Below are 24,942 nucleotides of genomic sequence, written 5' to 3'. Positions count from 1 at the left end.
GCGATCAGGCGGAGGTCGCGGCCTGGGAGGCGTTGTTCCGGATCAGTGCTTCAAACTCGGGACGGAAATGCTTGATCATGGCGCGCACCGGCATCGCGGCAGCGTCGCCCAGCGCGCAGATCGTGCGGCCCTGGATGTTGTCTGCCACCGAATTGAGCAGGTCCAGGTCGCCCGAGCGGCCCTGGTTGTGCTGGATGCGGTCGATCACGCGCCACATCCAGCCGGTGCCTTCGCGGCAGGGCGTGCACTGGCCGCAGGATTCGTGCGAATAGAAGTACGACAGGCGCAGCAGGCTTTCGACCATGCTGCGGGAGTCGTCCATCACGATCACGGCGCCCGAGCCCAGCATGGAGCCGGCCTTGGCGATGGAGTCGTAGTCCAGCGTGCATTCCATGATGATGGAAGCCGGCAGCACCGGCGAGGACGAGCCGCCCGGGATCACTGCCTTGAGCTGGCGGCCCTTGCGCACGCCACCGGCGAGCTCGAGCAGCTTGGCGAACGGCGTGCCCATGGGCACTTCGTAGTTGCCTGGTTTTTCCACATCGCCCGAGACCGAGAAGATCTTGGTGCCGCCGTTGTTGGGCTTGCCGCACTCGAGGTACGCAGCTCCGCCGTTGCGGATGATCCACGGCACGGCCGCGAATGTCTCGGTGTTGTTGATGGTGGTCGGCTTGCCGTACAGGCCGAAGCTGGCCGGGAACGGCGGCTTGAAGCGCGGCTGGCCCTTCTTGCCTTCCAGCGATTCGAGCAGCGCGGTCTCTTCGCCGCAGATGTAGGCGCCGAAACCGTGCGCTGCGTGCAGCTGGAAGCTGAAGTTGCTGCCCAGGATCTTGTCGCCCAGATAGCCCGCTGCGCGTGCTTCTTCGAGCGCTTCTTCGAAGCGGTCGTAGGTCTGGAAGATTTCGCCGTGGATGTAGTTGTAGCCCACGGAGATGCCCATCGCGTAGGCCGCGATGATCATGCCTTCGATGACGATGTGCGGGTTGAACTGCAGGATGTCGCGGTCCTTGCAGGTGCCCGGTTCGCCTTCGTCGGAGTTGCAGACGAGATACTTCTGACCGGGGAACGAGCGGGGCATGAAGCTCCACTTGAGGCCGGTCGGAAAGCCCGCGCCGCCACGGCCGCGCAGGCCTGATTCCTTGACGGTGGCGATGACCTGGTCCTGCGTCAGCGGCTCGCCGCCGTCGGTGCCCAGAATCTTGCGCAGCGCAGCGTAGCCGCCGCGCGCTTCGTAGTCCTTGATGCTCCAGTTCGTGCCGTCCAGGCCCGCATAGATCTGCGGGTTGATGTGGCGGTCGTGGAAGCAGGTCTGGACGCCGGTGGCCTGGAACTGCGAGAGGATTTGTGCGGCAGTGGTCATGCTTGCCCCTCTGCGGCCTTGAGCCCGTCGACCAGCTGGTCGAGCTTGTCGTTGTCCATGAAGCTGCACATGGTGCGGTCGTTGACCAGCATCACGGGCGCGTCGGCGCAGGCGCCCAGGCACTCGCACTGCTGCAGGGTGAACAGGCCGTCCGGCGTGGTCTCGCCCATGGTCACGCCGAGCTTCTTCTCGAGGTGGTGCAGCGCCTTCTGGCCGTCGCGCAGTTGGCAAGGCAGGTTGGTACAGACGTTGAGCTTGTACTTGCCCGTGGGCTGCTGGTTGTACATGTTGTAGAACGTGGTGACTTCGTGCACCGCGATCTGGGCCATGCCCAGGTATTCGGCGATCACGGCCTCGCTCTCGACGCTGACCCAGCCCTGCTCCTGCTGCACGATGGACAGGCAGGCCATCACGGCGGACTGCGCCTGCTCGGGCGGGTACTTGGCCACTTCGCGCGCAAAACGGGCGCGCGTCGCCTCGGTGATGGCGGTGGTGCCCGCCGTGGGGTTCTTCGATTCGGTCGTACTACTCATCGGTCAATCTCCCCGAACACGATATCCATGGTGCCGATGATGGCCACGGCGTCGGCGATCATGTGGCCGCGGGCCATTTCGTCGAGCGTGGCCAGGTGGGCAAAACCCGGCGCGCGGATCTTCAGGCGGTAGGGCTTGTTGGCGCCATCGCTCACGAGATAGATGCCGAACTCGCCCTTGGGATGCTCGACGGCGGCGTAAGCCTCGCCCTCGGGCACATGGAAACCTTCGGTGAACAGCTTGAAGTGGTGGATCAGCTCTTCCATGTTGGACTTCATGGACTCGCGCGACGGTGCAGCCACCTTGTGGTTGTCGGTGATCACCGGGCCGGGATTGGCACGCAGCCAGTCCACGCACTGCTTGATGATGCGGTTGGACTCGCGCATCTCCTGCACGCGCACGAGGTAGCGGTCGTAGCAATCGCCCGTCTTGCCCACCGGCACGTCGAAGTCCATGCGGTCATAGACGTCGTAGGGCTGCGTCTTGCGCAGGTCCCAGGCAATGCCTGAGCCCCGCAGCATGGGGCCGGTCATGCCCAGGTTCAGCGCGCGCTCCGGGGGCACCACGCCGATGCCGACGGTGCGCTGCTTCCAGATGCGGTTGTCGGTCAGCAGGGTCTCGTACTCATCCACACAGGCGGGGAAGCGCTGCGTGAAGTCGTCGATGAAGTCGAGCATGGAACCTTGGCGGTTCTTGTTCATGGCCTCCAGGGCCTTGGCGTTCTTGATCTTGCTGACCTTGTACTGCGGCATGGAATCCGGCAGGTCGCGGTACACGCCGCCCGGACGGAAGTACGCCGCGTGCATGCGCGCGCCGGAGACGGCTTCGTACATGTCGAACAGGTCTTCACGCTCGCGGAAGGTGTAGATCAGGATGGTGGAGCTGCCGCAATCGTTGCCGTGCGAACCGAGCCACATCAGGTGGTTCAGCAGACGGGTGATTTCGGAGAACATCACACGGATGTACTGCGCGCGGATGGGCACTTCCAGGCCCATCAGCTTCTCGATGGCCAGACAGTAGGCGTGCTCGTTGCACATCATCGAGACGTAGTCCAGCCGGTCCATGTAGGGCAGCGACTGGATGTAGGTCTTGTGCTCGGCGAGCTTTTCGGTCGCGCGGTGCAGCAGGCCGATGTGGGGGTCGGCGCGCTGCACGACTTCGCCGTCGAGCTCGAGCACCAGCCGCAGCACGCCGTGTGCTGCCGGGTGCTGCGGACCAAAGTTCAGGGAGTAGTTCTTGATTTCAGCCATGGTGGGTCACGTGGGGCGCAGGGCGCCTTAGTGCAGGCCTCCGTACTTGTCTTCGCGGATGATGCGCGGCGTGATTTCACGCGGCTCGATCGACACGGGCTCGTACACCACGCGGCGCTGCTCGGTGTCATAGCGCATCTCGACGTGGCCCGACAGCGGGAAGTCCTTGCGGAAAGGATGGCCGATGAAGCCGTAGTCCGTCAGGATGCGGCGCAGATCGTTGTGGCCGTCGAACACGATGCCGAACAGATCGAACGCTTCGCGCTCGTACCAGTTGGCAGAGCTCCAGAGTTCGGACACGGATGCCACCACCGGAAAATCGTCGTCCGCGCAGAACACCTTCACGCGCACGCGCTGGTTCAGGCTGACGGACAGCAGGTGCGACACCACGCAATAGCGCGCGCCTTCATGCACCTGGTCGGCGTAGGAGGAGTAGTCCACCCCGCACAGATCCACCAGTTGTTCGAAACGGCAACCTTCGGCATCGCGCAGGACGCGCATCGCTTCGAGGTAATCGGCCGCAGCGACCACCACGGTCACCTCTTCCAGGGCGATCGAGATCTGGCGCACCTTGGAGCCCAGGGCCGCGGCGATGTGGTCCTTGAGTTTTTCAGGCCGAATGGCAACAGAAGTCATCATCAACCCTTCAGACACGAGCAATGGTGTTGGTGCGGCGGATCTTCTGCTGCAGCTGGATGATGCCGTAGATCAGCGCTTCCGCCGTGGGCGGGCAACCCGGCACGTAGACGTCCACAGGCACGATGCGGTCGCAGCCACGCACCACGGAGTAGCTGTAGTGGTAGTAGCCGCCGCCGTTGGCGCAAGACCCCATGGAGAGCACCCAGCGGGGCTCGGACATCTGGTCGTACACCTTGCGCAGAGCCGGTGCCATCTTGTTGCACAGCGTACCCGCCACGATCATCAGGTCGGACTGGCGCGGGCTGGCACGGAACACCTCGGCGCCGAAGCGGCCGATGTCGTAGCGCGCTGCCGCCGCATGCATCATCTCCACCGCACAGCAGGCCAGGCCAAATGTCATGGGCCACAGGGAGCCCGTCTTGGCCCAATTCACCACGGAGTCATAGCTCGTGGTGATGAAGCCTTCCTTCATCACGCCTTCAATCATTGCATCATCCTTGCTTGCAGCCGAAGCCACTCATTCCCAATCCAGGGCGCCCTTTTTCCATTCGTAGGCAAAACCCACGACAAGGATGGCCAGGAATATCACGACCGCCACGAAACCAGCGATGCCCACCTCGTGCAAGGTGACGGCCCACGGGAAGAGAAAGGCGATTTCCAGATCGAACAGAATGAACAAGATGGCCACGAGGTAGTAGCGCACATCGAACTTCATGCGCGCGTCCTCGAAGGCCTCAAAGCCGCATTCGTAGGGGGAGTTTTTTGCGGCATCCGGGCGATTGGGGCCCAGTATGTAGCCTAGTACCAAGGGGACAACGCCAACGGCGATGCCAACCAAGATGAACAAAAGGACGGGGAGGTACTGATCGAGGTTCATCTTGAGGATGTGCTCACCGCTGTGGCCTGGCCCGACATGTCCCTTGCCAGGACATGTCGGGGAGGCCTTTGTTTTGGTGCCGTCGGCGAGACTCGAACTCGCACAGCTTTCGCCACTACCCCCTCAAGATAGCGTGTCTACCAATTTCACCACGACGGCTGATGTGTGCATCTGGATGGCATGAGGAACCTTGCGGTTTTGGCTTTCCAGACAATCCGGGATTCTACTCCGGAAAAACCCTGCTTCGGCTTAGCCGAACCAATTTAGCGCAGATTATTTGGTCGGAATCTGGGCAGCGCCCGATGCCGGAACAGCAGGCGCCACGGCAGCACCCGGCGCCGACGCGGCGGGCGCGGAGCCGGCAGGAACTGCTGCAGCCGGGGTCTCCAGCACGCTGCCCGCACCGGCAGGACGTGCATTGCCGAAGTAGGCCAGCGCCAGCGTTGCCACGAAGAACACCGCCGCCAGCACCGCCGTGCTGCGCGACAGGAAATTGGCACTGCCGCTGGCCCCGAACAAGCTGCCCGACGTACCGCTGCCGAAGGCAGCACCCATGTCGGCACCCTTGCCGTGCTGGACCAGCACCAGTCCGATCATCCCCAGCGCCGACAGCATCTGCACCGCCAAAACCACATTCACGATCACGTTCATTCTCTGTTCACTCCTGATTGAATAGCTCTTGGGACCACCACCTCAACGGGCAGCGGCAATGATTTGTAGAAAGTCGGGGGCCTTCAGGGATGCGCCGCCGACCAGCCCGCCATCGATGTCGGGCTGAGACAGCAGCTGCGCCGCGTTGGCGGCATTCATGCTGCCACCGTACAGCAGGCGGATGCGGTCGGCGTGCTCGCTGGCCGCGGCCAACTGGGCCCGCAGCACTGCATGCACCGCCTGCGCCTGCTCGGGCGAGGCCGTGCGGCCCGTACCGATGGCCCACACCGGCTCGTAGGCCACCACCACTTCGCTGATGCAGTGGCCATTGAGATGGATCACGGCAGCGAGCTGGCGCTTGACCACCGACTCGGTCTGGCCCGCTTCGCGCTCCTGCAGGGTTTCACCCACGCAGATGATGGGGGTCACACCCGCCGCCAGTGCACGCTGGGCTTTTTCTGCCACCACCACGTCGGTTTCCCCGTGGTATTGGCGGCGTTCGGAGTGCCCCACCAGGGCATACCGCACGCCAAACTCCTTGAGCATGGCCACCGACACCTCACCGGTGAAGGCGCCCGCCTCATGCTGCGACACGTCCTGTGACGCTACAGCCACCGCAGACCCGAAAGTGAGCGACTGCACCTGCGCCAGATAAGGCGCAGGCACTGCCACCGCCACATCGCACGCCGCACCACCGCCATCACCCAGGCCCGCCATGATGGCCTTGAGCAGAGCTTCGTTGGCTGCCAGGCCGCCGTTCATCTTCCAGTTGCCGGCGATGAGTTTCTTCTTGCTGTTCATGATCACCACGTCAAAACGATCTTGCCAATGTGCTGGTTCGACTCCATCAGCGCATGCGCATCGGCCGCGCGGGCCGCTTCGAACGTGCTGTGGATGACCGGCCGCACCTTGCCTTGCGCCAGCAAAGGCCACACGCGCTCGCGCAGCGCTTGCGCAATGGCACCCTTGAAAGCCACGGACCGCGGGCGCAGCGTGGAGCCGGTGATGGTCAGGCGGCGGCGCAGGACCAAACCCGCGTTGAAACCACCCTTCACCCCACCCTGCACAGCGATGATGACGATGCGGCCATCCTCTGCCAGGCACTCCACTTCGCGCGCCACGTAGTCGCCAGCCACCATGTCGAGCACCACGTCGACACCTTTGCCATCGGTGATGCGCTGGGCCTCCGCCACGAAGTCCTGGGACTTGTAGTTGATGGCATGGTGCGCACCCAACTCCAGGCAGGCTGCGCACTTGCTGTCGCTGCCCGCCGTCGCGATCACAGTCGCACCGAACGCACGGCCCAGTTGCACCGCGGTCACGCCGATGCCGCTGGTGCCGCCCTGCACGAGCAGGCTCTCGCCCGCCTGCAGCCGCCCCCGGTCGAAGACATTGCTCCAGACGGTGAAGAAGGTTTCAGGCAGCGAGGCCGCCTCGACATCGCTGAACCCTTCGGGCACCGGCAAACACTGCACCACGGGAGCCACGCACCATTGCGCATAACCGCCACCGGCGACCAGCGCACACACGCGGTCACCGACACGGATGCCGGCCGCCGCCATGGCGGCGGCATCACCCGACTCCACCACACCAGCCACTTCCAGACCGGGCAGGTCTGACGTGCCCGGCGGCGGGGCATAGTGCCCCATGCGCTGCAGCACATCCGGGCGGTTGATGCCGCTGGCGGCCACCCGGATCAGCAGTTCACCCGGCCCGGGCTGCGGCACAGGCCGCTCGCCCAGACGCAGCACCTCCGGCCCACCAAAAGCGGAGATCTCCACAGCGTGCATAGTGCGGCTCATCGGACAATGAAGGTATGAGTGATTTTGGCCGCTACCGCTTGATCAACAAGCGGCAGCAGCTACAAAATCAATAGCAAATAGACCCGTCAGCCGGATCAGCCCACCACCTGCTCGGACGCACCGTCCGAAGCCAGGGATTGCTGTTGCTGCTGCTGTTGGTCAGCCGATGGGCGGCCACCGTCGCCACGACCATGGTCGCGGCGGGGTTCGCGGTCACCACGCTCTGCAGGTGCAGGACGATCGCTGCCACCGGCAGGACGGTCCGACAACACCTTCATCGACAGCTTGATGCGGCCCTTTTCATCGGTTTCCATGACCTTGACCTTCACGATCTGGCCTTCGGTCAGATAGTCGGACACCTTCTCGACGCGCTCGTGCGCGATCTGGCTGATGTGCAGCAGGCCATCCTTGCCAGGCAGCAGGTTGATCAGCGCGCCGAAGTCCAGGATCTTCGTCACGGGGCCTTCGTAGATCTTGCCGATCTCGACTTCGGCCGTGATCTGCTCGATGCGCTTCTTGGCAACGTCGGCCTTCGCGGCGTCGGTCGCGGCGATGGTGATCGTGCCGTCTTCCTCGATGTTGATCTGGCAGCCGGTTTCCTCGGTCAGCGCACGGATCACCGCACCGCCCTTGCCGATGACGTCACGGATCTTCTCGGGGTTGATCTTCATCGTGTAGAGTTTGGGCGCGAAGTTGGACACCTCGGTCTTGGCTTCACCCATGGCTTCCTGCATCTTGCCCAGGATGTGCATGCGCGCTTCCTTGGCCTGCGCCAATGCGACCTGCATGATTTCCTTGGTGATGCCCTGGATCTTGATGTCCATCTGCAGCGCGGTGATGCCGCTGGTGGTGCCGGCCACCTTGAAGTCCATGTCGCCCAGGTGATCTTCGTCACCCAGGATGTCGGTCAGCACGGCGAAGCGGTTGTCTTCCTTGATCAGGCCCATGGCGATACCGGCCACGTGGGCCTTCATCGGGACGCCGGCGTCCATCATCGACAGGCAGCCACCGCAGACCGATGCCATGGACGAAGAACCGTTGGACTCGGTGATTTCCGACACCACGCGGATGGTGTAGGGGAACTCTTCCTTGGTCGGCAGCACGGCGACCAGCGCGCGCTTGGCCAGACGGCCGTGGCCCACTTCGCGGCGCTTGGTGGAGCCCATGCGGCCCACTTCGCCGGTGGCAAAGGGAGGCATGTTGTAGTGGAACATGAAGCGGTCTTCGAACTCGCCAGCCAGCGCGTCGATGCGCTGCGCGTCACGTTCGGTGCCCAGCGTGGAAATCACCAGCGCCTGGGTTTCGCCACGCGTGAACAGTGCCGAACCGTGGGTGCGGGGCAGCACGGAATTGCGGATTTCGATGGGGCGCACGGTGCGCGTATCGCGGCCGTCGATGCGGGGCTCGCCGGCCAGGATCTGGCTGCGCACGATCTTGGCTTCGATGTCGAACAGCAGGCCTTCGACCTTCACGGCGTCGAATTCAGCGCCTTCGGCCTTCAGCGACGACAGCACGGAAGCGGTGGCTTCGCGCAGAGCGTGCGTGCGGGCTTGCTTGCTGCGGATCTGGTAGGCAGCGCGCAGCTTTTCTTCGGCCAGTTGCGAGACCTTGGCGATGAAGGGCTCGTCCTTGGCGGGCGGTTGCCAGTCCCACACGGGCTTGCCGGCTTCGCGCACCAGTTCATGGATGGCGTTGATGGCAGCTTTGCCTTGCTCGTGGCCGAACACCACGGCGCCCAGCATCACGTCTTCGGGCAGTTGCTGCGCTTCGGACTCGACCATCAGCACGGCCGCTTCGGTACCGGCGACGACCAGGTCCATCTGCGAGTTCTTGCGGGCGGTCTGGCCGGGGTTCAGCACGTATTCGCCGTTGATGTAGCCCACGCGCGCGGCGCCGATGGGGCCGTTGAACGGCAGGCCGGAGATCGACAGAGCGGCGCTCACGGCGATCATCGCGGCGATGTCGGCGTCCACTTCAGGGTTCAGCGAAATGGTGTGGATGACCACATGCACGTCGTTGTGGAAGCCTTCGGGGAACAGCGGGCGGATCGGGCGGTCGATGAGGCGGCTGGTCAGCGTTTCGAGTTCGCTGGGCTTTGCTTCACGCTTGAAGAAGCTGCCGGGGATCTTGCCGGCGGCGTATGTCTTCTCGATGTAGTCGACGGTCAGCGGGAAGAAATCCTGGCCGGCCTTGGCGATCTTGGAGCCCACCACGGTGGCCAGCACCACGGTGTCGTCGATGTTGACCAGCACGGCACCGGAGGCCTGGCGTGCGATTTCACCCGTTTCCATGACGACGGTCTTGTCGCCCCACTGGAAGGACTTGGTCACTTTGTTGAAGATGGTCATGATGACTCCTTTTGCTTCGGTTTATGTAGCTGGCTACGCAGAGCCAGCAAGGGCCGGAGGCAATTCAGAACACGATGCCATTCCAGGGAGCCTGTCACCCGCAACCGGTGCGTCAGGATCCGTGGAATGACACAGCTTCGCTCTGTTTTGCGTCTCCGAAGTAAAAAACGCCTGAGCTAGCGTGCTAACCCAGGCGTTTTGACATGCGAATGCGCTTACTTGCGCAGACCCAGCTTGGCGATCAAAGCCGTGTAACGGTCAGCGTCCTTGGCCTTCAGGTAGTCCAGCAGCTTGCGGCGGCGGCTCACCATGCGCAGCAGGCCGCGGCGACCGTGGTGGTCCTTGGCGTGCGTCTTGAAGTGAGGGGTCAGTTCGTTGATGCGAGCGGTCAGCAGGGCCACTTGCACTTCTGGGCTACCGGTGTCGTTGGCAGCGCGGGCGTTGGCCTTGACGACTTCGGCCTTGATGGAGGATGCGATCATTGGATTTCCTTGGATTGGGCCTGCAGGGGACTGCGGGCCGTGGTTTTTACTTGCGCCGACGGCTGGAACGGCCAGCGGCGTGCGTTTTGCACCGTGCAAAACCTTGCCATTATAACTCCCAGCAAAAGCCTGAGCCCGCCAAACCCCTTCCCACCAACGCTCCGAAGGCCACTTTCACCTTGAACATCTTGAAAAATCACATGCAAAACTTCAAAAACTTCTCTTCGCTTCAGAGCACAAGCACCGCCTCCGCATTCAGCGCCCTCATTGGCGCTTTTACCTTGGCCGCCGCCCTCGCCTTCTCGCTGATTCCGACTACGGGGCTCGCCAAAACCTCTGGAGACAAGCCGACCGGTGCCATGAACAACCCAGCAAGCCCCTCCAAAAAGAAGGGGCCGAAGAAAGTGACTTACCAACGCAGCAGCTCCGAAGAGTCTCCAGGCGAGCGTGACCGCCGGATGGCGAGGGAATGCAAGGGGCTGCACAACGCCGGCGCTTGCCGAGGCTATACCCGCTAGGCGCCCCACGTCACGGCGAGCGCCGTTCATCTACAGCCGACTGCCACCCGTCAGGAGGAAGAGTGTGGTGCAACGAGATGCAACTAGCATCCACTTCATGCAGAAACTGCGCCACTCCATTCGCTGCCAGCACCGCGCTTTCCCAGGCGGGATGCCGCGAGCCCAACAAGGGTTCACCATCATTGAACTCATGGTGGTGATTGCCATTTTTGCCACCCTGGTAGCGCTGGCCGCGCCCAGCTTCAGGCCTCTGGTGGAACGCTGGCGGGTGCGTGACGCAACTGAAACACTGCAATCCACGATTTACTACGCCCGCTCCGAAGCCATCAAGCGTAGTGGCAACGTCATTATCATCAAAGGCGGCGACACCGCAGTCTGCAGCACAATGACCACCGCACAGTGGAGTTGCGGGTGGAGCGTTTTTTTTGACGCCAACGGCAACGGCACCCAGGACACGTGCGTGCCTGGCGCTACACCGAATGAGTGCGAGCTTCAGCGAGTAGAAGCCCCGACCCGGCTTAACATCAACCTACCTGGCAGCACTGGGAGGATCACCGTAGACCGATGGGGCATGCTGTCGAATACGGGGGGAGCGGCAGTGCCCACCGCCATGGCTTTTGAGCTGATTCCCAAGGACAAGACCATTGCGGATGTCAGTGCTGCGCGTGTTTGCGTTGCCAGCAGCGGTCGCATAGCTCGCAAGAAAGGCAGTGAGGCCTGCTGAAGACAGCGGTCTCTTGATATTGCCATGCCTAGAACTCTGCACTCCTTCCGGCAGCATTGGACGCACAGCCGATCTCTTCAAGGCGGATTCACAGCCGTCGAGTTGATGGTGGTCGTCAGTATCCTGGCGGTCCTGGCCGGATTGGCAGCCCCCTCTTTGACCTTGCTGACCGAAAGTTGGCGAGTTCGTGCCGCCCAAGAAGCTCTAAGTTCCACATTGCTGCTGGCTCGCTCTGAAGCCATCAAACGCGGGGGACGTGTGACCGTCCAGAAGATTCCGAACAATACCGGAGGCTGCACGACCGCCAGAAGCAATCGAGACTGGGATTGTGGCTGGATCGTCTGCGAGGACCTGGATAACAACAGTTCCTGCGGTTCTACAGAACCAGTTCTTCAGCGCATCAATGCCCCTGCGAAGGTGCAAATCACCCGAACCGGTGGAGGCGCCAGCATCAAGTTTGATCGTTGGGGCCTTGTGGACGGTGTTTGGCTTGGCTTCAGCCTGGTACCTGTTGACAAATCGACCAACCACCCTGGCGCACGCGGCGTCTGCATGAGCTCCGGTGGACGTATACACACCATTCTTCCAGAGGCCATTCCATGTACCGGATGAACCCTACTTACACAAAACTTCCCAAGCCGCAGCACGGCATCACAATGATCGAGTCCTTGGTCGCCATTGTTGTCATGACCCTTGGCATTCTCGGGATCCTGGGTGTCCAAATGCGCAACCTGTCCGACACGTCGACAACGGTGCGCCGAGCGCAAGCCATACGGCTGATCGAAGACCTGGGGGAGCGCATGCGCATCAACCCCAACGCGCTGGCCAACCTGGGCAACTATGTGTCGACATTCGCCACCACGCCGTCGACCACATCGTGCGCCAGCGGCTGCGACAACGGCGCACTGGCTGCCTACGACGTGGCTGCCTGGAAGAAGGCCGTTCGCGACACATTGCCCCTGGGGCAGGCTGAAGTCTTCATTCCTCCAGCAGAAACAGCGCTGGGAGCAGGGCAAAGACGACAGCTCGGCGTCATGATTGCGTGGCGAGAAAACGAGGGGCAAGGCCGCAAGACCGACGACATCGACGCCACCAAGATTCGCGACAACAGCGGCGCTTTGACGGCAGGTGCGGGAGCTTTGACCTGCCCGGCGAACTTTACCTGCCACCTTCAATACATTCCCGTATCTGCGCGTTGCGCGCCATACGCCCCAGGCGGGAACAGTGCCGCCTATTTCTGCCCCGGAGCCTGACATGCACGCCAACTCCCATCCACTGTCCATGGCCGCCGCAAAAAGGTCGACCGATCAAAAAGCGCGTCGCTTGGTGAATCCATGGCAAACCCAGAGTGGCGTCACATTGATCGAGTTGATGGTCGGCCTTGCCATCGGACTGCTTGTCATTGCGGTGGCTATGGGGGCCCTGATGGTTTCCCGCGGCGTGTCAGGAACAGTCAGCGATGCGAGTGGTATTCAGCAACAGGGTGCTTATGCGATGCGGCTTTTTGGTCAGCAGCTGCGGCAGGCTGGCTCGATGCGGCTGAATCTCAACCCTGGAACGGCAGTCACCGAAAGCGCCTACCTGGCTCCAGTCGCGTTTGAAACAGCCGCGGAAGCAGCGTCCAATCCGACATTCAGCTATACCGCCAACATGCCCACCCAGACCATATCGGGCAATGCCTCGCCGGTCACACTGACTGTGGGTTTTCGGCGGTATACCGAACCCGTGTTTACGAATGCTGCGGAGCGTTCACTGACACGCAATTGTATTGGCGGGCCAGAAGATGCCACGAATAACGACCAGCGGATAGAAAGCATTTTTGATTTAGACACAGCCAACAATGTGCTGCGCTGCAGCGGCAATGGAGCAGCTACGCAACCCATTTTGCAGAATGTCGCCAACTTCCAGGTGCGCTACCTGATGCAAGACAGCAGCTCTACGCCAGGCATCCCAAAAATAAAGACGGTGGATGCCACCGGAGTGGGCGCCAACTGGGCTCAGGTACAGGCTGTCGAGGTGTGTGTGGTTCTCTTCGGCAGTGAGCCAATCGATCTTCCCGCGGGCAGCAACTACACCGACTGCGATGGCGCTACAAGTGTCGACATGAGCACCCTCACTGGCGCACGCGCCAAACGTATGCACCTTGTGTTTCGCAATGTCTTTCAACTGCGCAGCCAAGGGCTCGTTGGCTCGGTGCTTCAACCTGCGACGTAATACCCATCATGCAGCAACCCCAGCTCATTCCCACTCCCCCCCGCCTACGTCGGCAGCAAGGCGTAGCACTTTTCGTGGTGATCGTTTTCGTCATGCTGTCGATGCTCCTGGCATTGTGGGCTTCGCGCACGTCGATGTTCAACGAACTGGTCGTTGGCAACGATGCCGACTACCAAAGGGCGTTCGAGGCCGCCCAGTCGCTGCTGCAAGACGCCGAATTGGACATCCGCAGCGAAAGCCCTGATGGCAACCCCTGCATCGACGCAAACTGCCGCGACAACATGGTTGCAGCTTACAAGATTCCACTGGACAAGCAGGAGGTGACTCCATTGCTGGCGGATTTGGATCAACAAGCGACCAAATGCCGGGACGGGCTGTGCGCCAAGCGGGCGGGACGCCAAGATTTCTGGAATGCAACCAATACGACAGTGCTTGCTACCGGCGAAGCAAAGCTAGCTGATATGACCCAGCCTAATGTCGGCGCCCGCTATGGTCAATATTCCGGCGCAAAAGCTGGAGATGCTGCCAATCCTGCCAACCCCATCTTGGCCGATACAAGCGCCAACAATCGCGGCGGATGGTATTGGATAGAAGTAATGCCTTACGACGAGAGCAGCAAGAATTCCGGCCTTATTGTTGGCGGCGCCAACACCAATAATCTGCTGCGCTTGAATTTGAAGCCCAATGTGGCTTATCGGATCACTGCTTTGGCTTATGGCCGCAAACCGGGCACCATGGCCGTCCTCCAACAGACCTATGTTCGTCAGGTGCGAGCCAATTAATGTTATCGATGTAGTGGCACTGCAATTACGCCATTAATCACTGCAATATCTCCAACTTACACAACCCAAGGAGCAAGCCATGCCTCGCACCGCTGCCCCCCGTTTTCGCAAAAGCCTGCTTGCAATGGCCGCAAGCGCCGCACTCGCTCCCACTGGCGTCTGGGCGGTGGATTTGGCCGAAGCGCCTCCAGGCGTTGTAGAGCCTTATGTACGGCCCAACGTCATCATTTCCGTTGATGACTCCGGGAGTATGGCGTCTCGAGTGACCAGTACAGCGACCGGCAGTGCCACTGTCGTGGCCCCCAATGCTGATGGCACATGGCCCGTGACTGCGCAGCGCATGAACGTATTGAAGTACGCGCTGAAGTCGGTGTTCGACCCAACCCATCCCGAGTACGACGCCTCGCTGATGGCTGACAAGAAAATCCGCTTGGCTTGGCAGGTGATGTGGAATAACGGCAACGCCTCCAATGCAGCCAGCGTCAACAGCACGAACATGAACACCAATTCGATGCGGATACTGCAGGGTACGCACCGAACCAATTTCTTGAACTTCGTCACGAGCCTGACCCCCAGCAACACGACGCCATCGCACCTGATGTTCAGCCAGGCTGACGCTTACCTGCGGCAACCGCTGGGCACCAACAGCGCCTGGGCGAGTGACCCTGGCACCACAGGCTCGCCCTATCTCGCCTGCCGACGGACCTATCACATCTTCATGTCGGACGGTCGGTGGAATGGTGGCGTATCGGGTGGCGCGCAGGACAACTCCACCAACAAGATTCTGCCGGACGGCATGGTGTATGGCGGGTCAACGACCACAGACCAGGCCAAGACCAGGCTGTACCGTGACAGCTTCAACAACACGCTGGCAGACTGGGCCTTCTACAGCTGGTCAACCGCCATGCAGACCTCTGGCATGACCGGATCCATGCAGCCCGCTGCAGACTACCGCGCAGCGCCCACGACAGAGAGCTTTGGGAATGACAAGGCGGGTAATCCTGCGGTTCTGGAACGCTACTGGAATCCACGTTACAACCCTGCCACTTGGCCTCACATGGTGACGTATACCATTGGCTTCAGCAGCGATGCAACCACATGGCCCGGCGCTCCAGGCATCATTGCACCGCCAGCCAATGAACGACTTCCCTTCAGTTTCAACAACGCCAGCAGTTTTCCTGATTTGGTGACTGGCAATCATCAGTGGCCCAACATGGGCAACGGTGAAAACGTGCGCGCTCTCGACTTGTGGCACAGCGCACTCAACGGACGTGGACGCTATTACGCCGTGACGCAAGGCCAGGATCTGGAAAAAGCTTTCCGCGACATCTTTGCCCAAATCAACACTGCTACCGACCCTGACTTGAGTTCAAGTGCCACCAGCGGCTCCAATGTGTCGCGCAGTGAAGTCGGCAAATACACTGCCGCGTATGAGCCCGAAAAGTTCTGGAAAGGCTTCGTGACGGCCGACAAGGTGAGGAAGGATGGGACGACTTATCCTGACCCCAGCTGGAATGGCAAGACCACTGCCGACTTGCTGGATGCAGCGACGGTCAGTTCCCGCATGGTGCTGACCTGGAGCGACAAGTGGTCCGGCTCAGCCTACCAAGGAGGCGTGCCTTTCCGGTGGGCTTCGGATGAAACCCGCTTGAGTAACAACCAGAAGCTCTGGCTGCAGAAAAACATGAGCGGTTCCGATGACGGCGCCGCCAAAGGCCAACAACGGCTCGACTACATCCGGGGCGACAAGTCACTGGAAGGCGTCGACCCGTCAGGCTATACGACGGCCAAGCCATTCCGCCAACGCCAAAGCATCCAAGGCGACATCATCAACTCCGACGTCTGGTTCACGGGGGCACCCGCATCGGACTACCTGCTCAAGGGCTACACCGCGTTTGTCCGCAACAACAGGGCGCGTCCCGGCATGCTCTATGTGGGCGGCAACGACGGGATGCTCCATGGTTTCGCGTCGCTGAACGGCCAGGAAAAGCTTTCCTATGTGCCGCGCGGTGTGATTCCAACGCTCACACTACTGACTGATCCGCAGTACAACAACAAGCACAAGTATTACGTCGATGGCTCTCCCATGACCGGTGACGTAGATCTCAACGGCGGCATACAGGATCCGAGCGACCCCAACTACGGCACCTACACCCCGAACTGGCGGACGATGCTGGTAGGCACCTTGGGCCTGGGTGGCAAAGGCTACTATGTGCTTGACGTCACCAATCCTACGGGAGCGAACCTGGCCGATGGAACCCCGGGCTTCACGGAAGCGAATTCCGCACAACTGGTCCGGTTGGATCGCACCCGCGGGTCATCCGAAAACGCGCCGAATTGCGCGGTGCTCACCGGCACTGAAAAAACCGTCTGCCAGCAGATGGTGGACGAGGACAAGGACATCGGCCACATCACAGCACGCCCTGTGCGGGACGATAACGACGGTATGCGCACCACGCAGATCGCCCGTCTGAACAACAACCGCTGGGCTGTGGTGCTCGGCAACGGTTACAACAGCTCCAATCAAAGGCCCGTCCTTCTCGTTCAATACCTTGATGGCGCCAAAGAGCTTGTTCGCTTTCCTGTCACCACCGACGCCCCGGGCACGGGCAAGGCCAACGACAATGGCCTGGCTTCACCCCGACTCGTGGATATCAACGGCGACGGTCTCGCTGACGTGGTGTACGCCGGCGACAATCTGGGCAACATGTGGAAGTTCGACCTCACCAGTTACAACCCCACGAATTGGAAGGTGGCTTTGGGCGGCAATCCATTGTTCACAGCACAAGGCCCGGCCGCTCTGAATGGCCCCCGCACCAAGGTCCAGCCTATCTTTGCGGCGCCCACTGCACGCGCCAATGACCGCCAGATGGTGGTGGGCTCGGGACCATCCGCAAAAACCATGGATGTCGGTGGCATGATGGTTTCGTTCGGCACCGGCCGCAACGTCAGCAAGACCGACCCCTCCAGTATCGATGTACAGAGCCTGTATTCGGTGCTTGACAATACCCGCTACCGCCAGGTCGTCACACCGCTGGGCAAACGCGTGGAAGTCCACCCTGGCGGCGGGACTTGCCCCGGCATCACCTGCGTTCCCACCCCGACCGCGCTGGGCACAGGAGTCAACACGGCCAAACTGGCCAAACGTGAATTCATCGAGATTGACAGTGGCGCATATGGGGCTATCAAGGAGGTTGACGTCCTGAGCAAGGCGACCTGGGCCAACTGGAATGGTTGGTATCTGGATCTGCCCGCTGTTGGGGAACGGCTGTTGAAGCCTTTCGATTTCTACGATGCCAGCAACCTGCTCACGGTGTGGTCTCAAGTTCCAGCCAAGGGATCGAACGTGGATCCCAACGTGGAGAGCTGTGAATCGACCTCCGTTGACAGCGAGCGCCAATACCGAACTTTTGTCAATATCATGGATGGCAAGGCGCCGTCTATCGCAGTGGTGGACAAGGACAAGGATGGCAAGTTCACCATGGGAACTCTTGCCTCACCCGGTGGCGATGCCGTTGCCAGTGGAACGACCCTCATCAGCATTTCTCGTGCGAAGGTTGCAAAGGGTCCTCACAGTATTGTCAAAAAGAATAAATTCGAGAATGCGGACATTGATGCCAAAAATAACAAAGAAAATCTCGCCGCCATGCCCGAAGAGACACTGCGCCCAAGCTGGCGTCAAATTCAATAACTGGAAAACTTGTGGGATGCCTCTATGAATCTTAAAGTCTCCATGCGCCAAAAGGGTTTTACACTCATTGAGGTGATGATTGCGGTAGCCATCGTCGGAATCCTTTCCGCGATTGCCTACCCTAGCTACACCGAATATGTTCGCCGCGGCCACCGCGCAGATGCGCGAGCTGGTTTATTGCAAGCACAACAGTGGTTAGAAAGGGCAGCGACCGCAACAGGCGTCTATCCCATAACAGGTAGCGCACCGTATTACGCCCTGCCTACTTCGCTGACCTGGAGTGCGGACGCCAGCAAGCGGTACACGATCGGGTTTGTCGGCGCACCAACTGCTGGTGCTTACACCCTGGTCGCTACGCGCAAGGCGGGTACGTCACAGGCCGGTGATAAATGCGGTGACTTCACGCTGACTAACGTCGGCATACGGAGTGCGGGCCCGTATACCCTCGGTGCCACGCTTGAGGATTGTTGGGGCAAATAATTAAGTCTGCGCTACCATCGCAGCGGTCTATGACCCGCCTTTCTCCCATGAACGAAGCGCTTGGGCTCGCTGCCCAAGCGCTTTTTGTTTCCAACCCCAATCCCCGCGTAGGCTGTGTGATCGTTGCGCCGGATGGTGCCGTACTGGGCCGCGGATCCACGCAACGTGCGGGCGAACCCCACGCCGAGATCATGGCGCTGCGGGATGCTGCTGCCGCAGGCCATGACGTTCGCGGTGCCACCGCCTACGTGACACTGGAACCATGCTCCCATCACGGGCGCACAGGCCCCTGTTGCGACGCGCTGGTGGAAGCAGGCATTGGCAAGGTGGTGGCTGCCATCGGCGACCCCAATCCGCTCGTATCCGGCAAAGGGTTCCAAAGGTTGCGTGCCGCAGGGGTGCAGGTACAAATCGGCACAGGTGCAGCGGCATCCCGCGAGCTCAACATCGGTTTCTTCAGCCGTATGGTGCGAGGCACGCCCTGGGTCCGCCTCAAAGTGGCCGCTTCGTTGGATGGTACGAGCGCCTTGCACAACGGCGTGAGCCAATGGATCACGTCCACCCCAGCCCGCGCTGACGGCCATGCGTGGCGCGCGCGGGCCTGCGCAGTGCTGACGGGCATAGGCACCGTGCTCGATGACAACCCCCGCCTCGACGTGCGCGATGTGGCCACACCCCGACAACCCCATGTGGTGGTGGTGGACAGCCGGTTGCAAACCCCGCCAGACGCCAACATCCTGAAGAGGGAGAAGGGCAGCACCTGTTTCATCTATGCCGCAATGCAGGACCAGGCGAGAGAGGCTGCATTGGCCGCGCGGGGCGCCGCGGTAATCCATCTCCCTGGCGAGCACGGCAAGGTGGACTTGGCCGCCATGCTGCAAGACTTGGGACGGCGCGGGATCAATGAGCTGCATGTAGAGGCCGGCCACAAGCTCAATGGATCCTTGCTCCGCGAAGGGCTGGCGGATGAACTACTGGTGTATCTGGCCCCTAGGCTGCTGGGCCCGGGCCTTGGCATGGCGAATTTCGGTCCGTTGTCCCAGTTGGCGGATGGCATTTCGCTGGATTTTGTATCCACCGAAGCCATGGGACCGGATATACGCATCCTCGCTAGGGTACGGGGTCGCGACCTCTTCTAGCGGCCAGCCAGCCCCTTTCCGTCTCCGCGAGAGCGGAAGCGGGGGGCACGTGTCAGCCCCCGACCCGAACACGCCGGTCCCAGGGACTCCCACGCTATTTTTACAAGCCTCACGCTGAACGCACCCATTGGTGCACGCCCGCACCATCATTTGGCGCAATTCTTGCTTCACATTGGTGCAATTCTGGTTTCTTCACAAGTGATGCACCAGAAAAGATCAATTCAACGCAAGAGGACATTATGGAAGCACTCAAACAGGGCACGGACGCCTTGTTCATTCTCCTGGGCGCCATCATGGTGCTGGCCATGCATGCCGGGTTTGCCTTTCTCGAACTGGGCACGGTCCGCAAGAAGAACCAGGTCAATGCGCTGGTAAAGATCCTGGTGGATTTCTCGGTGTCCACCGTGGTGTACTTCGTGGTGGGCTACAGCGTGGCTTACGGAACGCACTTCTTTGTGGGTGCGGAATCGCTGGTCCAGCAAAGCGGCTACTCACTGGTCAAATTCTTCTTCCTGCTGACTTTTGCTGCGGCCATTCCGGCCATCGTGTCGGGTGGCATTGCAGAACGCGCAAAATTCTGGCCTCAACTGATGGCAACGGCGGTGATCGTCGGCTTTGTGTACCCCTTTTTCGAAGGCATCGCCTGGAACCAGCACTTCGGGGTGCAGGCCTGGATCAAGGGCCTGACCGGTGAGGAATTCCATGACTTTGCAGGCTCCATCGTGGTGCATGCCATGGGCGGCTGGATCGCGCTGCCCGCGGTGATCCTGCTGGGCTCGCGCGCCAACCGGTACCGCAAGGACGGGGCGATCTCGGCGCACCCGCCGTCCAACATTCCGTTCCTGGCACTGGGGGCCTGGGTGCTGGTGGTGGGCTGGTTCGGGTTCAACGTGATGAGCGCGCAGACGGTGGACAAGCTTTCGGGCCTGGTCGCTGTGAACTCCCTGATGGCGATGGTGGGCGGTACGCTGGCCGCGTTGGTGCTGGGCAAGAACGACCCCGGCTTCGTGCACAACGGCCCGCTCGCCGGCCTGGTGGCCGTGTGCGCTGGCTCCGACCTGATGCACCCGCTGGGCGCTCTGGTGGTGGGCGCTGTGGCGGGTGCGATCTTTGTGCTGATGTTCACCCTCACGCAGAACAAGTGGAAGATCGACGATGTGCTGGGCGTGTGGCCTTTGCACGGCTTGTGCGGCACCTGGGGCGGGCTGGCCGCGGGCATCTTCGGCACCAAGGCGCTGGGGGGCCTGGGCGGCGTGAGCTTCTCGGCGCAGCTGATCGGCAGCACCCTGGGCGTGGTGTGGGCGCTGGTGGGCGGGTTCGTGGTGTACGGCATCCTGAAGAACACCGTGGGCCTGCGGCTCACCCAGGAAGAGGAGTTCGATGGTGCCGACCTGTCGGTCCACAAGATCAGTTCCACGCCCGACCGGGAAGTGAGCTGGTAATAGTTACGGAGGGCGGTGACCGGCCTGGACGGCGGTCGGGCCGCTGAAGCCAGCAACGGCTGAACGCTTGTGTCTGCCGTCCGATGGCGATGGGTGGGTAGGCGCGGCGTCCGACAGGCACGGCACGCGGTGCGCGGTCACAATCGCGCCATGCCGCGCACGCACACAGCCCCCGCCTTTCTGACCGCCACCGCCCGCTATGGATGGCTGGCCCTCCTGGCCGTGCTGCTTGCCGGGGCCATCACGGGTTGCGCCGGTCTGCCCAAGGATGTGGACAGACCGGTCTCGAGCGCGCTGGCCTCTCCTGCGGGTACGGCACTGGGCCAGTTGGTGGACGAGCGGCGTGCCGCCTTGGGCGGCCGCCATCCTTCCGGGTTCCTGCTGCTCAGCGGCCCGCAGGCCGCCTACGGCAGCCGCCTGGCGCTGGTGGATGCCGCACAGAAGACCCTGGATCTGCAGTACTACGCGATCCATGCCGATGCGAGCAGCGAACGGCTGTTGCTCAGCGTGGTGTCCGCGGCCCAGCGCGGCGTGCGCGTGCGCGTGCTGCTCGACGATTTTCACAGCACTGGCCGCGATGCGCAGGTGATGCGCCTGGCCTTCGTGCCGAACATCGAAATGCGCATGTTCAACCCGCTCACCGGCGCGCGGGGCTCACCCATCGGGCGCATGTTCAGCGTGATCGGCGATTTCTCGCGCGTGCAGCAGCGCATGCACAACAAGCTCTTCATTGCTGACAACGCCATGGGTGTGACCGGCGGGCGCAACCTGGGCGATGCGTATTTTGGCAATGCCGATTCGGGCAACTTCGTCGACCTGGACGTGCTGGCCGCAGGGCCCATCGTACAGGACCTCTCGCGCAGCTTCGACAGCTATTGGAACAACGAACGTGCCTACCCGGTGCAGTCCCTCATCACCCGCGAAGAGCTGGATGCACTGCGCGAACGCATGCGCACCACCGACGCGGCGCAGCAAGAGCGCATCAAGGGCCAGGGGGGCACGCTGGCGCCGGACAATCAACCGGCCGCCGACGGACGCCGCGCCACCGCCACCCAGCGCGCGCGCATCTGGGACCAGCAGCCCATGGACCTCGCCCAGGCACAGTTCACCTGGGCGCCCGCGGCGGTGCTGGTGGACAAACCCGCCAAGATCCCGCCAGATGGCGCATCGACCCCCACGCTGCCAGAAAAGGCACCGGCAAAAGCCACGCCCCTATCCATCGCGACTGGGGGAGCGCCAGCGGTAACGGCACGGGCAGGCGCCTCGTTCGCAGCGCCTGCGCCGCCGTCGGCTTCGGCCACCGCACCGGCCAGCACGGCCTTCACAGACCCCGCGCGCGATGCACCGCCGGCCGACCGCCCCGCGAGCGAGGGCGAGGGTGAACTGCGCGAGGCCCAGACCGACACCGTGGTGGACGGCCTGCTGCAGCTCATGGGGCAGACGAAGCGCGATCTGCTCATCATCTCGCCGTACTTCGTGCCAGGGCCCGACATGAAGCAGGCGTTTGCCGCAGCGCGTGCGCGCGGCGTGCGGGTGCGCGTGCTCACCAATTCGCTGGCCTCCAACGATGCGCCGATTGCCCACGCAGGCTACGCACGCCATCGCACCGAGCTGCTGGCCATGGGCGTGGAGCTGTACGAGATGCGCAGCGAGCTGCCCGGCGTGCTCAGCGGCTCTCTGGGCTCCACCGGCAGCAGCGGTGGCAAGGGCGGCAGCGCAGGCGGCTCGATGGGCAGCTCGCGCGCCATGCTGCATTCCAAGCTGCTCATCATGGACGGGCGCCTGCTGGCCATCGGCTCGATGAACCTTGACATCCGCTCGCAACGGCAGAACACCGAGATCGCACTGCTGATCCGCAGCGGCGATCTCTCGCGCCGGGCCACCGCGCAAATCGACAGCGCGCTGCGGGACGCTGCCTGGCATGTCGAACTGAACGACGGCCGCCTGGTGTGGCGCGCCCCCGAAGGCAGCGGGCTGCCCGACGCGACGTCGGAGCCGGACGCCAGTGCCCCGCTGCGCCTGATGCTGCAGTTGCTGGGGCCGCTCGCCCCCGATCACCTGCTCTGACGCGCTCTGACGCGCTCTGACGCACCCGGCCGCACCCGGCCGCAACCCAAGCGGCGGTGCTTGCGCCTACGGCTGCTGGGCCGCCACCCAGGCCGTGATCGCGCGCTGGTCGGTCATCGTGCGCACGTGCTGGTAGGCCACCTCGGCCTCGGAAAAGCGCCGGCGCAGAAGGTTCAGCCATTGCTTGATGCGCCCTGCCCGCTGGCGGGGCTCGAGGTCATCGCACACCAGCCGCCAGAACGCCGCTATGTGCGGCAACAGTTCCGCCCACGTGACGATGTCCGTGCCTGGCCGGCCTCCGTCGGCCGCACGAATGGCCCGGGCGAGCCCCGGGTCGGCCACGATGCCGCGGCCCAGCATGAGTGCACCGCAGCCCGATACCTCGCGGCAGCGCTGCGCGTCGGCCACCGTCCAGATCTCGCCATTGGCCACCACCGACACGCGCACCGAGGCGCGCAGCGCGGGGATGTGCTCCCAGTAGGCGGGCGGGCGGTAGCCGTCGGCCTTGGTGCGCGCGTGCACCACGATTTCACAGGCGCCACCGGCCTCCATGGCCTGGGCGCATTCGCGCATCAGGCCGGTGTCGTTGAAGCCCAGGCGCATCTTGGCCGACACCGGCAGCTGCGCCGGCACTGCGCGGCGCACGGCAGCGACCACGGCGACGATTCTTTCCGGGTCTTGCAGCAAGGCCGCACCACCGCCATGGCGGTTGACGACCTTGGCGGGGCAGCCGAAGTTCAGGTCGATCCCCTCCGGGCCCAGCGCCGCCAGGCGGGCGGCGTTCTCGGCCATGCTGACCGGGTCGGAGCCCAGCAACTGCGCGCGCACCGGCACCCCCGCCAGGGTGCGGCTGCCGTTGCGCAGCTCGGGCACGTAGCGCAGAAACACTTTGTCTGGCAGCAGCGTGCCGGTGATGCGGATGAATTCCGAGACGCAGCGGTCCACGCCGCCCACGCGGGTCAGCACGTCACGCAGCACAAAGTCGAGAAGCCCCTCCATCGGGGCCAGCAGCAAGGTCATCGCGGTTCGGTTCAGGGGGCCTCGCCGGCCGCCGCCCGTGGCATGCACGGAATGCGAACGGCAAGGCGTTCAGCCAGACTATGAAATAAAAAGGGCTCTACCGCTTATTAGACGGTCGCTAGCAGCTATAAAAAATATAGCAATCGCACATCCAGCAGTTTCTGCGGCCATTAAGGCAATCACGGCAGCCCGCCATTGTGCGGCACGGGGTCATCACAGCGTCATCGCCGGGTGATGCAATCGCGGCCATCACCCGTGACAAGGACGCGCCATGCTGCTGCAAAAAACCGACAAAGCCCGCCTGGAGCTGTCCCCCGGCGTGCGCACCCTGAGCCTGCGCGAACGCTCGCTGCTGCTGCTGGCCGATGGCAAGCCGCTGTCGGACCTGCAGGCCATGTACAACGGCATTGGTGCGCAGATCGTGGACAACCTGATGCGGCAGGGCTACCTCACCGGCCCGGCCGACCTGCCGCCGGCGCCAGACACCGCCGGTGGCAAAACCCCGGCCAGCCCGGCCAGCCCGCCCGCATCACCCGCCCCCACCCCTGCAGCCCAGCGCCAGGAGCCCGCGGAAGCCCTGCGTTCGCTGGCGGGCGCGCGGATGTATCTGTTCGACACCTGCGAGCGCCTGTTCGCCCGCCGCGACCCGGTGATGGCGCAGCAGTTTCGCGAAGCCCTGCGCGCAGCCAAGGACCAGGACAGCATGCTCGATGTGGGCGAGGCCATGTTCGATGAAGTGGCCCTGGCCGCAGGCGCGGAGCGCGCCGCCAGCCTGCGCGAGCGGTTCGAGCAATTGCTGCCCGCGGCCGCCACGGTGGCTCTCAAGCCTTTCGACAACACCCAGCCCGCGGTACTGACCTGAGCAGCCCCCCCACGACCAACGAAAGTCGATGATGGGGCCAGCCCGCAAGCCCTGCGCTTCA

The 24,942-nt window shown here is 62.6% G+C and carries 24 protein-coding genes and 1 tRNA gene; 12 read left to right on the top strand and 13 right to left on the bottom strand.

Features of this window, described 5'->3' with window-relative positions; translation table 11 throughout:
* Nucleotides 1–4: 4 nt before the first annotated feature.
* The 12 genes from nuoF to rpsO all read right to left on the bottom strand — a co-directional run bounded on the left by nuoF (nt 5) and on the right by rpsO (nt 9,942).
* Entirely contained in the window at nt 5–1,360 is a 1,356-nt protein-coding gene (gene nuoF, locus ASG27_RS22395; RefSeq protein WP_056421024.1) for an NADH-quinone oxidoreductase subunit NuoF, read from the bottom strand.
* Complete coding sequence (gene nuoE / locus ASG27_RS22390; RefSeq protein ID WP_056421021.1) at nt 1,357–1,893, bottom strand: NADH-quinone oxidoreductase subunit NuoE; 537 nt, start codon at nt 1,891–1,893, stop codon at nt 1,357–1,359. Before nuoE ends, nuoF begins: the two co-directional genes overlap by 4 nt.
* The gene (locus tag ASG27_RS22385; RefSeq protein WP_056421019.1) at nt 1,890–3,143 is read right to left on the bottom strand and encodes an NADH-quinone oxidoreductase subunit D; all 1,254 of its coding nucleotides are present in this window, start codon (nt 3,141–3,143) and stop codon (nt 1,890–1,892) included. The genes nuoE and ASG27_RS22385 overlap by 4 nt, the downstream gene beginning before the upstream one ends.
* 27 nt (nt 3,144–3,170) lie before the next feature.
* Entirely contained in the window at nt 3,171–3,779 is a 609-nt protein-coding gene (locus tag ASG27_RS22380; protein ID WP_056421122.1) for an NADH-quinone oxidoreductase subunit C, read from the bottom strand.
* Between the two features lie 10 nt (nt 3,780–3,789).
* The gene (locus ASG27_RS22375) at nt 3,790–4,269 is read right to left on the bottom strand and encodes a NuoB/complex I 20 kDa subunit family protein (protein ID WP_007849129.1); all 480 of its coding nucleotides are present in this window, start codon (nt 4,267–4,269) and stop codon (nt 3,790–3,792) included.
* 30 nt (nt 4,270–4,299) lie between these two features.
* Nucleotides 4,300–4,659, bottom strand: a complete 360-nt coding sequence (locus ASG27_RS22370; RefSeq protein ID WP_055393226.1) for an NADH-quinone oxidoreductase subunit A — start codon at nt 4,657–4,659, stop codon at nt 4,300–4,302.
* Nucleotides 4,660–4,733: 74 nt separating this feature from the next.
* A tRNA-Leu gene (locus ASG27_RS22365) sits at nt 4,734–4,818 on the bottom strand.
* A gap of 114 nt (nt 4,819–4,932) precedes the next feature.
* The gene (gene secG, locus ASG27_RS22360) at nt 4,933–5,310 is read right to left on the bottom strand and encodes a preprotein translocase subunit SecG (RefSeq protein WP_056421016.1); all 378 of its coding nucleotides are present in this window, start codon (nt 5,308–5,310) and stop codon (nt 4,933–4,935) included.
* 42 nt (nt 5,311–5,352) lie between these two features.
* Nucleotides 5,353–6,111 (bottom strand): triose-phosphate isomerase, encoded by a 759-nt coding sequence (gene tpiA / locus ASG27_RS22355; RefSeq protein ID WP_056421120.1) that lies wholly within the window; start codon nt 6,109–6,111, stop codon nt 5,353–5,355.
* 2 nt (nt 6,112–6,113) lie between these two features.
* Nucleotides 6,114–7,100 (bottom strand): NAD(P)H-quinone oxidoreductase, encoded by a 987-nt coding sequence (locus ASG27_RS22350; RefSeq protein WP_056421013.1) that lies wholly within the window; start codon nt 7,098–7,100, stop codon nt 6,114–6,116.
* A 107-nt stretch (nt 7,101–7,207) separates the two neighbouring features.
* Nucleotides 7,208–9,460 (bottom strand): polyribonucleotide nucleotidyltransferase, encoded by a 2,253-nt coding sequence (pnp, locus tag ASG27_RS22345; RefSeq protein ID WP_056421010.1) that lies wholly within the window; start codon nt 9,458–9,460, stop codon nt 7,208–7,210.
* Between the two features lie 215 nt (nt 9,461–9,675).
* Nucleotides 9,676–9,942 (bottom strand): 30S ribosomal protein S15, encoded by a 267-nt coding sequence (rpsO, locus tag ASG27_RS22340; protein ID WP_005793232.1) that lies wholly within the window; start codon nt 9,940–9,942, stop codon nt 9,676–9,678.
* Nucleotides 9,943–10,121: 179 nt separating this feature from the next.
* Here rpsO and ASG27_RS26260 point away from each other — a divergent pair, with 179 nt between their 5' ends.
* The 11 genes from ASG27_RS26260 to ASG27_RS22300 all read left to right on the top strand — a co-directional run bounded on the left by ASG27_RS26260 (nt 10,122) and on the right by ASG27_RS22300 (nt 22,999).
* Nucleotides 10,122–10,460: a hypothetical protein gene (locus ASG27_RS26260; protein WP_156370865.1), complete on the top strand. Its 339-nt coding sequence runs from the start codon at nt 10,122–10,124 to the stop codon at nt 10,458–10,460.
* Between the two features lie 97 nt (nt 10,461–10,557).
* Nucleotides 10,558–11,184 (top strand): GspH/FimT family pseudopilin, encoded by a 627-nt coding sequence (locus tag ASG27_RS22335; RefSeq protein ID WP_235504117.1) that lies wholly within the window; start codon nt 10,558–10,560, stop codon nt 11,182–11,184.
* Between the two features lie 24 nt (nt 11,185–11,208).
* Nucleotides 11,209–11,796 (top strand): GspH/FimT family pseudopilin, encoded by a 588-nt coding sequence (locus ASG27_RS26255; RefSeq protein WP_082486072.1) that lies wholly within the window; start codon nt 11,209–11,211, stop codon nt 11,794–11,796.
* Complete coding sequence (pilV, locus tag ASG27_RS22330; RefSeq protein ID WP_235504116.1) at nt 11,784–12,437, top strand: type IV pilus modification protein PilV; 654 nt, start codon at nt 11,784–11,786, stop codon at nt 12,435–12,437. The genes ASG27_RS26255 and pilV overlap by 13 nt, the downstream gene beginning before the upstream one ends.
* 1 nt (nt 12,438) lies before the next feature.
* The gene (locus ASG27_RS22325) at nt 12,439–13,398 is read left to right on the top strand and encodes a PilW family protein (protein WP_268751105.1); all 960 of its coding nucleotides are present in this window, start codon (nt 12,439–12,441) and stop codon (nt 13,396–13,398) included.
* A gap of 8 nt (nt 13,399–13,406) precedes the next feature.
* Complete coding sequence (locus ASG27_RS22320; protein ID WP_056421005.1) at nt 13,407–14,180, top strand: pilus assembly PilX family protein; 774 nt, start codon at nt 13,407–13,409, stop codon at nt 14,178–14,180.
* Nucleotides 14,181–14,259: 79 nt separating this feature from the next.
* The gene (locus ASG27_RS22315; RefSeq protein WP_056421003.1) at nt 14,260–17,871 is read left to right on the top strand and encodes a pilus assembly protein; all 3,612 of its coding nucleotides are present in this window, start codon (nt 14,260–14,262) and stop codon (nt 17,869–17,871) included.
* Nucleotides 17,872–17,895: 24 nt separating this feature from the next.
* Nucleotides 17,896–18,351 (top strand): type IV pilin protein, encoded by a 456-nt coding sequence (locus ASG27_RS26250; protein ID WP_082486071.1) that lies wholly within the window; start codon nt 17,896–17,898, stop codon nt 18,349–18,351.
* 47 nt (nt 18,352–18,398) lie between these two features.
* The gene (gene ribD, locus ASG27_RS22310; protein ID WP_442854102.1) at nt 18,399–19,490 is read left to right on the top strand and encodes a bifunctional diaminohydroxyphosphoribosylaminopyrimidine deaminase/5-amino-6-(5-phosphoribosylamino)uracil reductase RibD; all 1,092 of its coding nucleotides are present in this window, start codon (nt 18,399–18,401) and stop codon (nt 19,488–19,490) included.
* Between the two features lie 239 nt (nt 19,491–19,729).
* Entirely contained in the window at nt 19,730–20,932 is a 1,203-nt protein-coding gene (locus tag ASG27_RS22305) for an ammonium transporter (protein WP_056420999.1), read from the top strand.
* 150 nt (nt 20,933–21,082) lie between these two features.
* Nucleotides 21,083–22,999: a phospholipase D family protein gene (locus ASG27_RS22300; protein WP_056420992.1), complete on the top strand. Its 1,917-nt coding sequence runs from the start codon at nt 21,083–21,085 to the stop codon at nt 22,997–22,999.
* Between the two features lie 66 nt (nt 23,000–23,065).
* Here ASG27_RS22300 and ASG27_RS22295 read toward each other — a convergent pair whose 3' ends face one another.
* On the bottom strand, nt 23,066–24,019 hold the full coding sequence (locus ASG27_RS22295) for a tRNA dihydrouridine synthase (protein WP_056420989.1): 954 nt from the start codon (nt 24,017–24,019) through the stop codon (nt 23,066–23,068).
* Nucleotides 24,020–24,290: 271 nt separating this feature from the next.
* Between ASG27_RS22295 and ASG27_RS22290 the strand changes: the two genes are divergently transcribed.
* A complete protein-coding gene (locus ASG27_RS22290; protein WP_056420986.1) occupies nt 24,291–24,881 on the top strand; it encodes a hypothetical protein in 591 nt (196 codons plus the stop codon).
* Nucleotides 24,882–24,942: the final 61 nt, after the last annotated feature.

Origin of the sequence: Acidovorax sp. Leaf191 (genome assembly GCF_001424425.1) — a bacterium.
Lineage (GTDB): Bacteria > Pseudomonadota > Gammaproteobacteria > Burkholderiales > Burkholderiaceae_C > Acidovorax.
The sequence above is the reverse complement of the archived record's forward strand: the minus strand, read 5'-3'. Positions and strand labels throughout refer to the sequence as shown.

What these genes read in the sequence shown, in the direction of transcription:
- nuoF (WP_056421024.1), bottom strand. Translation starts at nt 1,360, where the DNA reads ATGACCACTGCCGCACAAATCCTCTCGCAGTTCCAGGCCACCGGCGTC.
- nuoE (WP_056421021.1), bottom strand. Translation starts at nt 1,893, where the DNA reads ATGAGTAGTACGACCGAATCGAAGAACCCCACGGCGGGCACCACCGCC.
- ASG27_RS22385 (WP_056421019.1), bottom strand. Translation starts at nt 3,143, where the DNA reads ATGGCTGAAATCAAGAACTACTCCCTGAACTTTGGTCCGCAGCACCCG.
- ASG27_RS22380 (WP_056421122.1), bottom strand. Translation starts at nt 3,779, where the DNA reads ATGACTTCTGTTGCCATTCGGCCTGAAAAACTCAAGGACCACATCGCC.
- ASG27_RS22375 (WP_007849129.1), bottom strand. Translation starts at nt 4,269, where the DNA reads ATGATTGAAGGCGTGATGAAGGAAGGCTTCATCACCACGAGCTATGAC.
- ASG27_RS22370 (WP_055393226.1), bottom strand. Translation starts at nt 4,659, where the DNA reads ATGAACCTCGATCAGTACCTCCCCGTCCTTTTGTTCATCTTGGTTGGC.
- secG (WP_056421016.1), bottom strand. Translation starts at nt 5,310, where the DNA reads ATGAACGTGATCGTGAATGTGGTTTTGGCGGTGCAGATGCTGTCGGCG.
- tpiA (WP_056421120.1), bottom strand. Translation starts at nt 6,111, where the DNA reads ATGAACAGCAAGAAGAAACTCATCGCCGGCAACTGGAAGATGAACGGC.
- ASG27_RS22350 (WP_056421013.1), bottom strand. Translation starts at nt 7,100, where the DNA reads ATGCACGCTGTGGAGATCTCCGCTTTTGGTGGGCCGGAGGTGCTGCGT.
- pnp (WP_056421010.1), bottom strand. Translation starts at nt 9,460, where the DNA reads ATGACCATCTTCAACAAAGTGACCAAGTCCTTCCAGTGGGGCGACAAG.
- rpsO (WP_005793232.1), bottom strand. Translation starts at nt 9,942, where the DNA reads ATGATCGCATCCTCCATCAAGGCCGAAGTCGTCAAGGCCAACGCCCGC.
- ASG27_RS22335 (WP_235504117.1), top strand. Translation starts at nt 10,558, where the DNA reads ATGCAGAAACTGCGCCACTCCATTCGCTGCCAGCACCGCGCTTTCCCA.
- ASG27_RS26255 (WP_082486072.1), top strand. Translation starts at nt 11,209, where the DNA reads ATGCCTAGAACTCTGCACTCCTTCCGGCAGCATTGGACGCACAGCCGA.
- pilV (WP_235504116.1), top strand. Translation starts at nt 11,784, where the DNA reads ATGTACCGGATGAACCCTACTTACACAAAACTTCCCAAGCCGCAGCAC.
- ASG27_RS22325 (WP_268751105.1), top strand. Translation starts at nt 12,439, where the DNA reads ATGCACGCCAACTCCCATCCACTGTCCATGGCCGCCGCAAAAAGGTCG.
- ASG27_RS22320 (WP_056421005.1), top strand. Translation starts at nt 13,407, where the DNA reads ATGCAGCAACCCCAGCTCATTCCCACTCCCCCCCGCCTACGTCGGCAG.
- ASG27_RS22315 (WP_056421003.1), top strand. Translation starts at nt 14,260, where the DNA reads ATGCCTCGCACCGCTGCCCCCCGTTTTCGCAAAAGCCTGCTTGCAATG.
- ASG27_RS26250 (WP_082486071.1), top strand. Translation starts at nt 17,896, where the DNA reads ATGAATCTTAAAGTCTCCATGCGCCAAAAGGGTTTTACACTCATTGAG.
- ribD (WP_442854102.1), top strand. Translation starts at nt 18,399, where the DNA reads ATGAACGAAGCGCTTGGGCTCGCTGCCCAAGCGCTTTTTGTTTCCAAC.
- ASG27_RS22305 (WP_056420999.1), top strand. Translation starts at nt 19,730, where the DNA reads ATGGAAGCACTCAAACAGGGCACGGACGCCTTGTTCATTCTCCTGGGC.
- ASG27_RS22300 (WP_056420992.1), top strand. Translation starts at nt 21,083, where the DNA reads ATGCCGCGCACGCACACAGCCCCCGCCTTTCTGACCGCCACCGCCCGC.
- ASG27_RS22295 (WP_056420989.1), bottom strand. Translation starts at nt 24,019, where the DNA reads ATGACCTTGCTGCTGGCCCCGATGGAGGGGCTTCTCGACTTTGTGCTG.
- ASG27_RS22290 (WP_056420986.1), top strand. Translation starts at nt 24,291, where the DNA reads ATGCTGCTGCAAAAAACCGACAAAGCCCGCCTGGAGCTGTCCCCCGGC.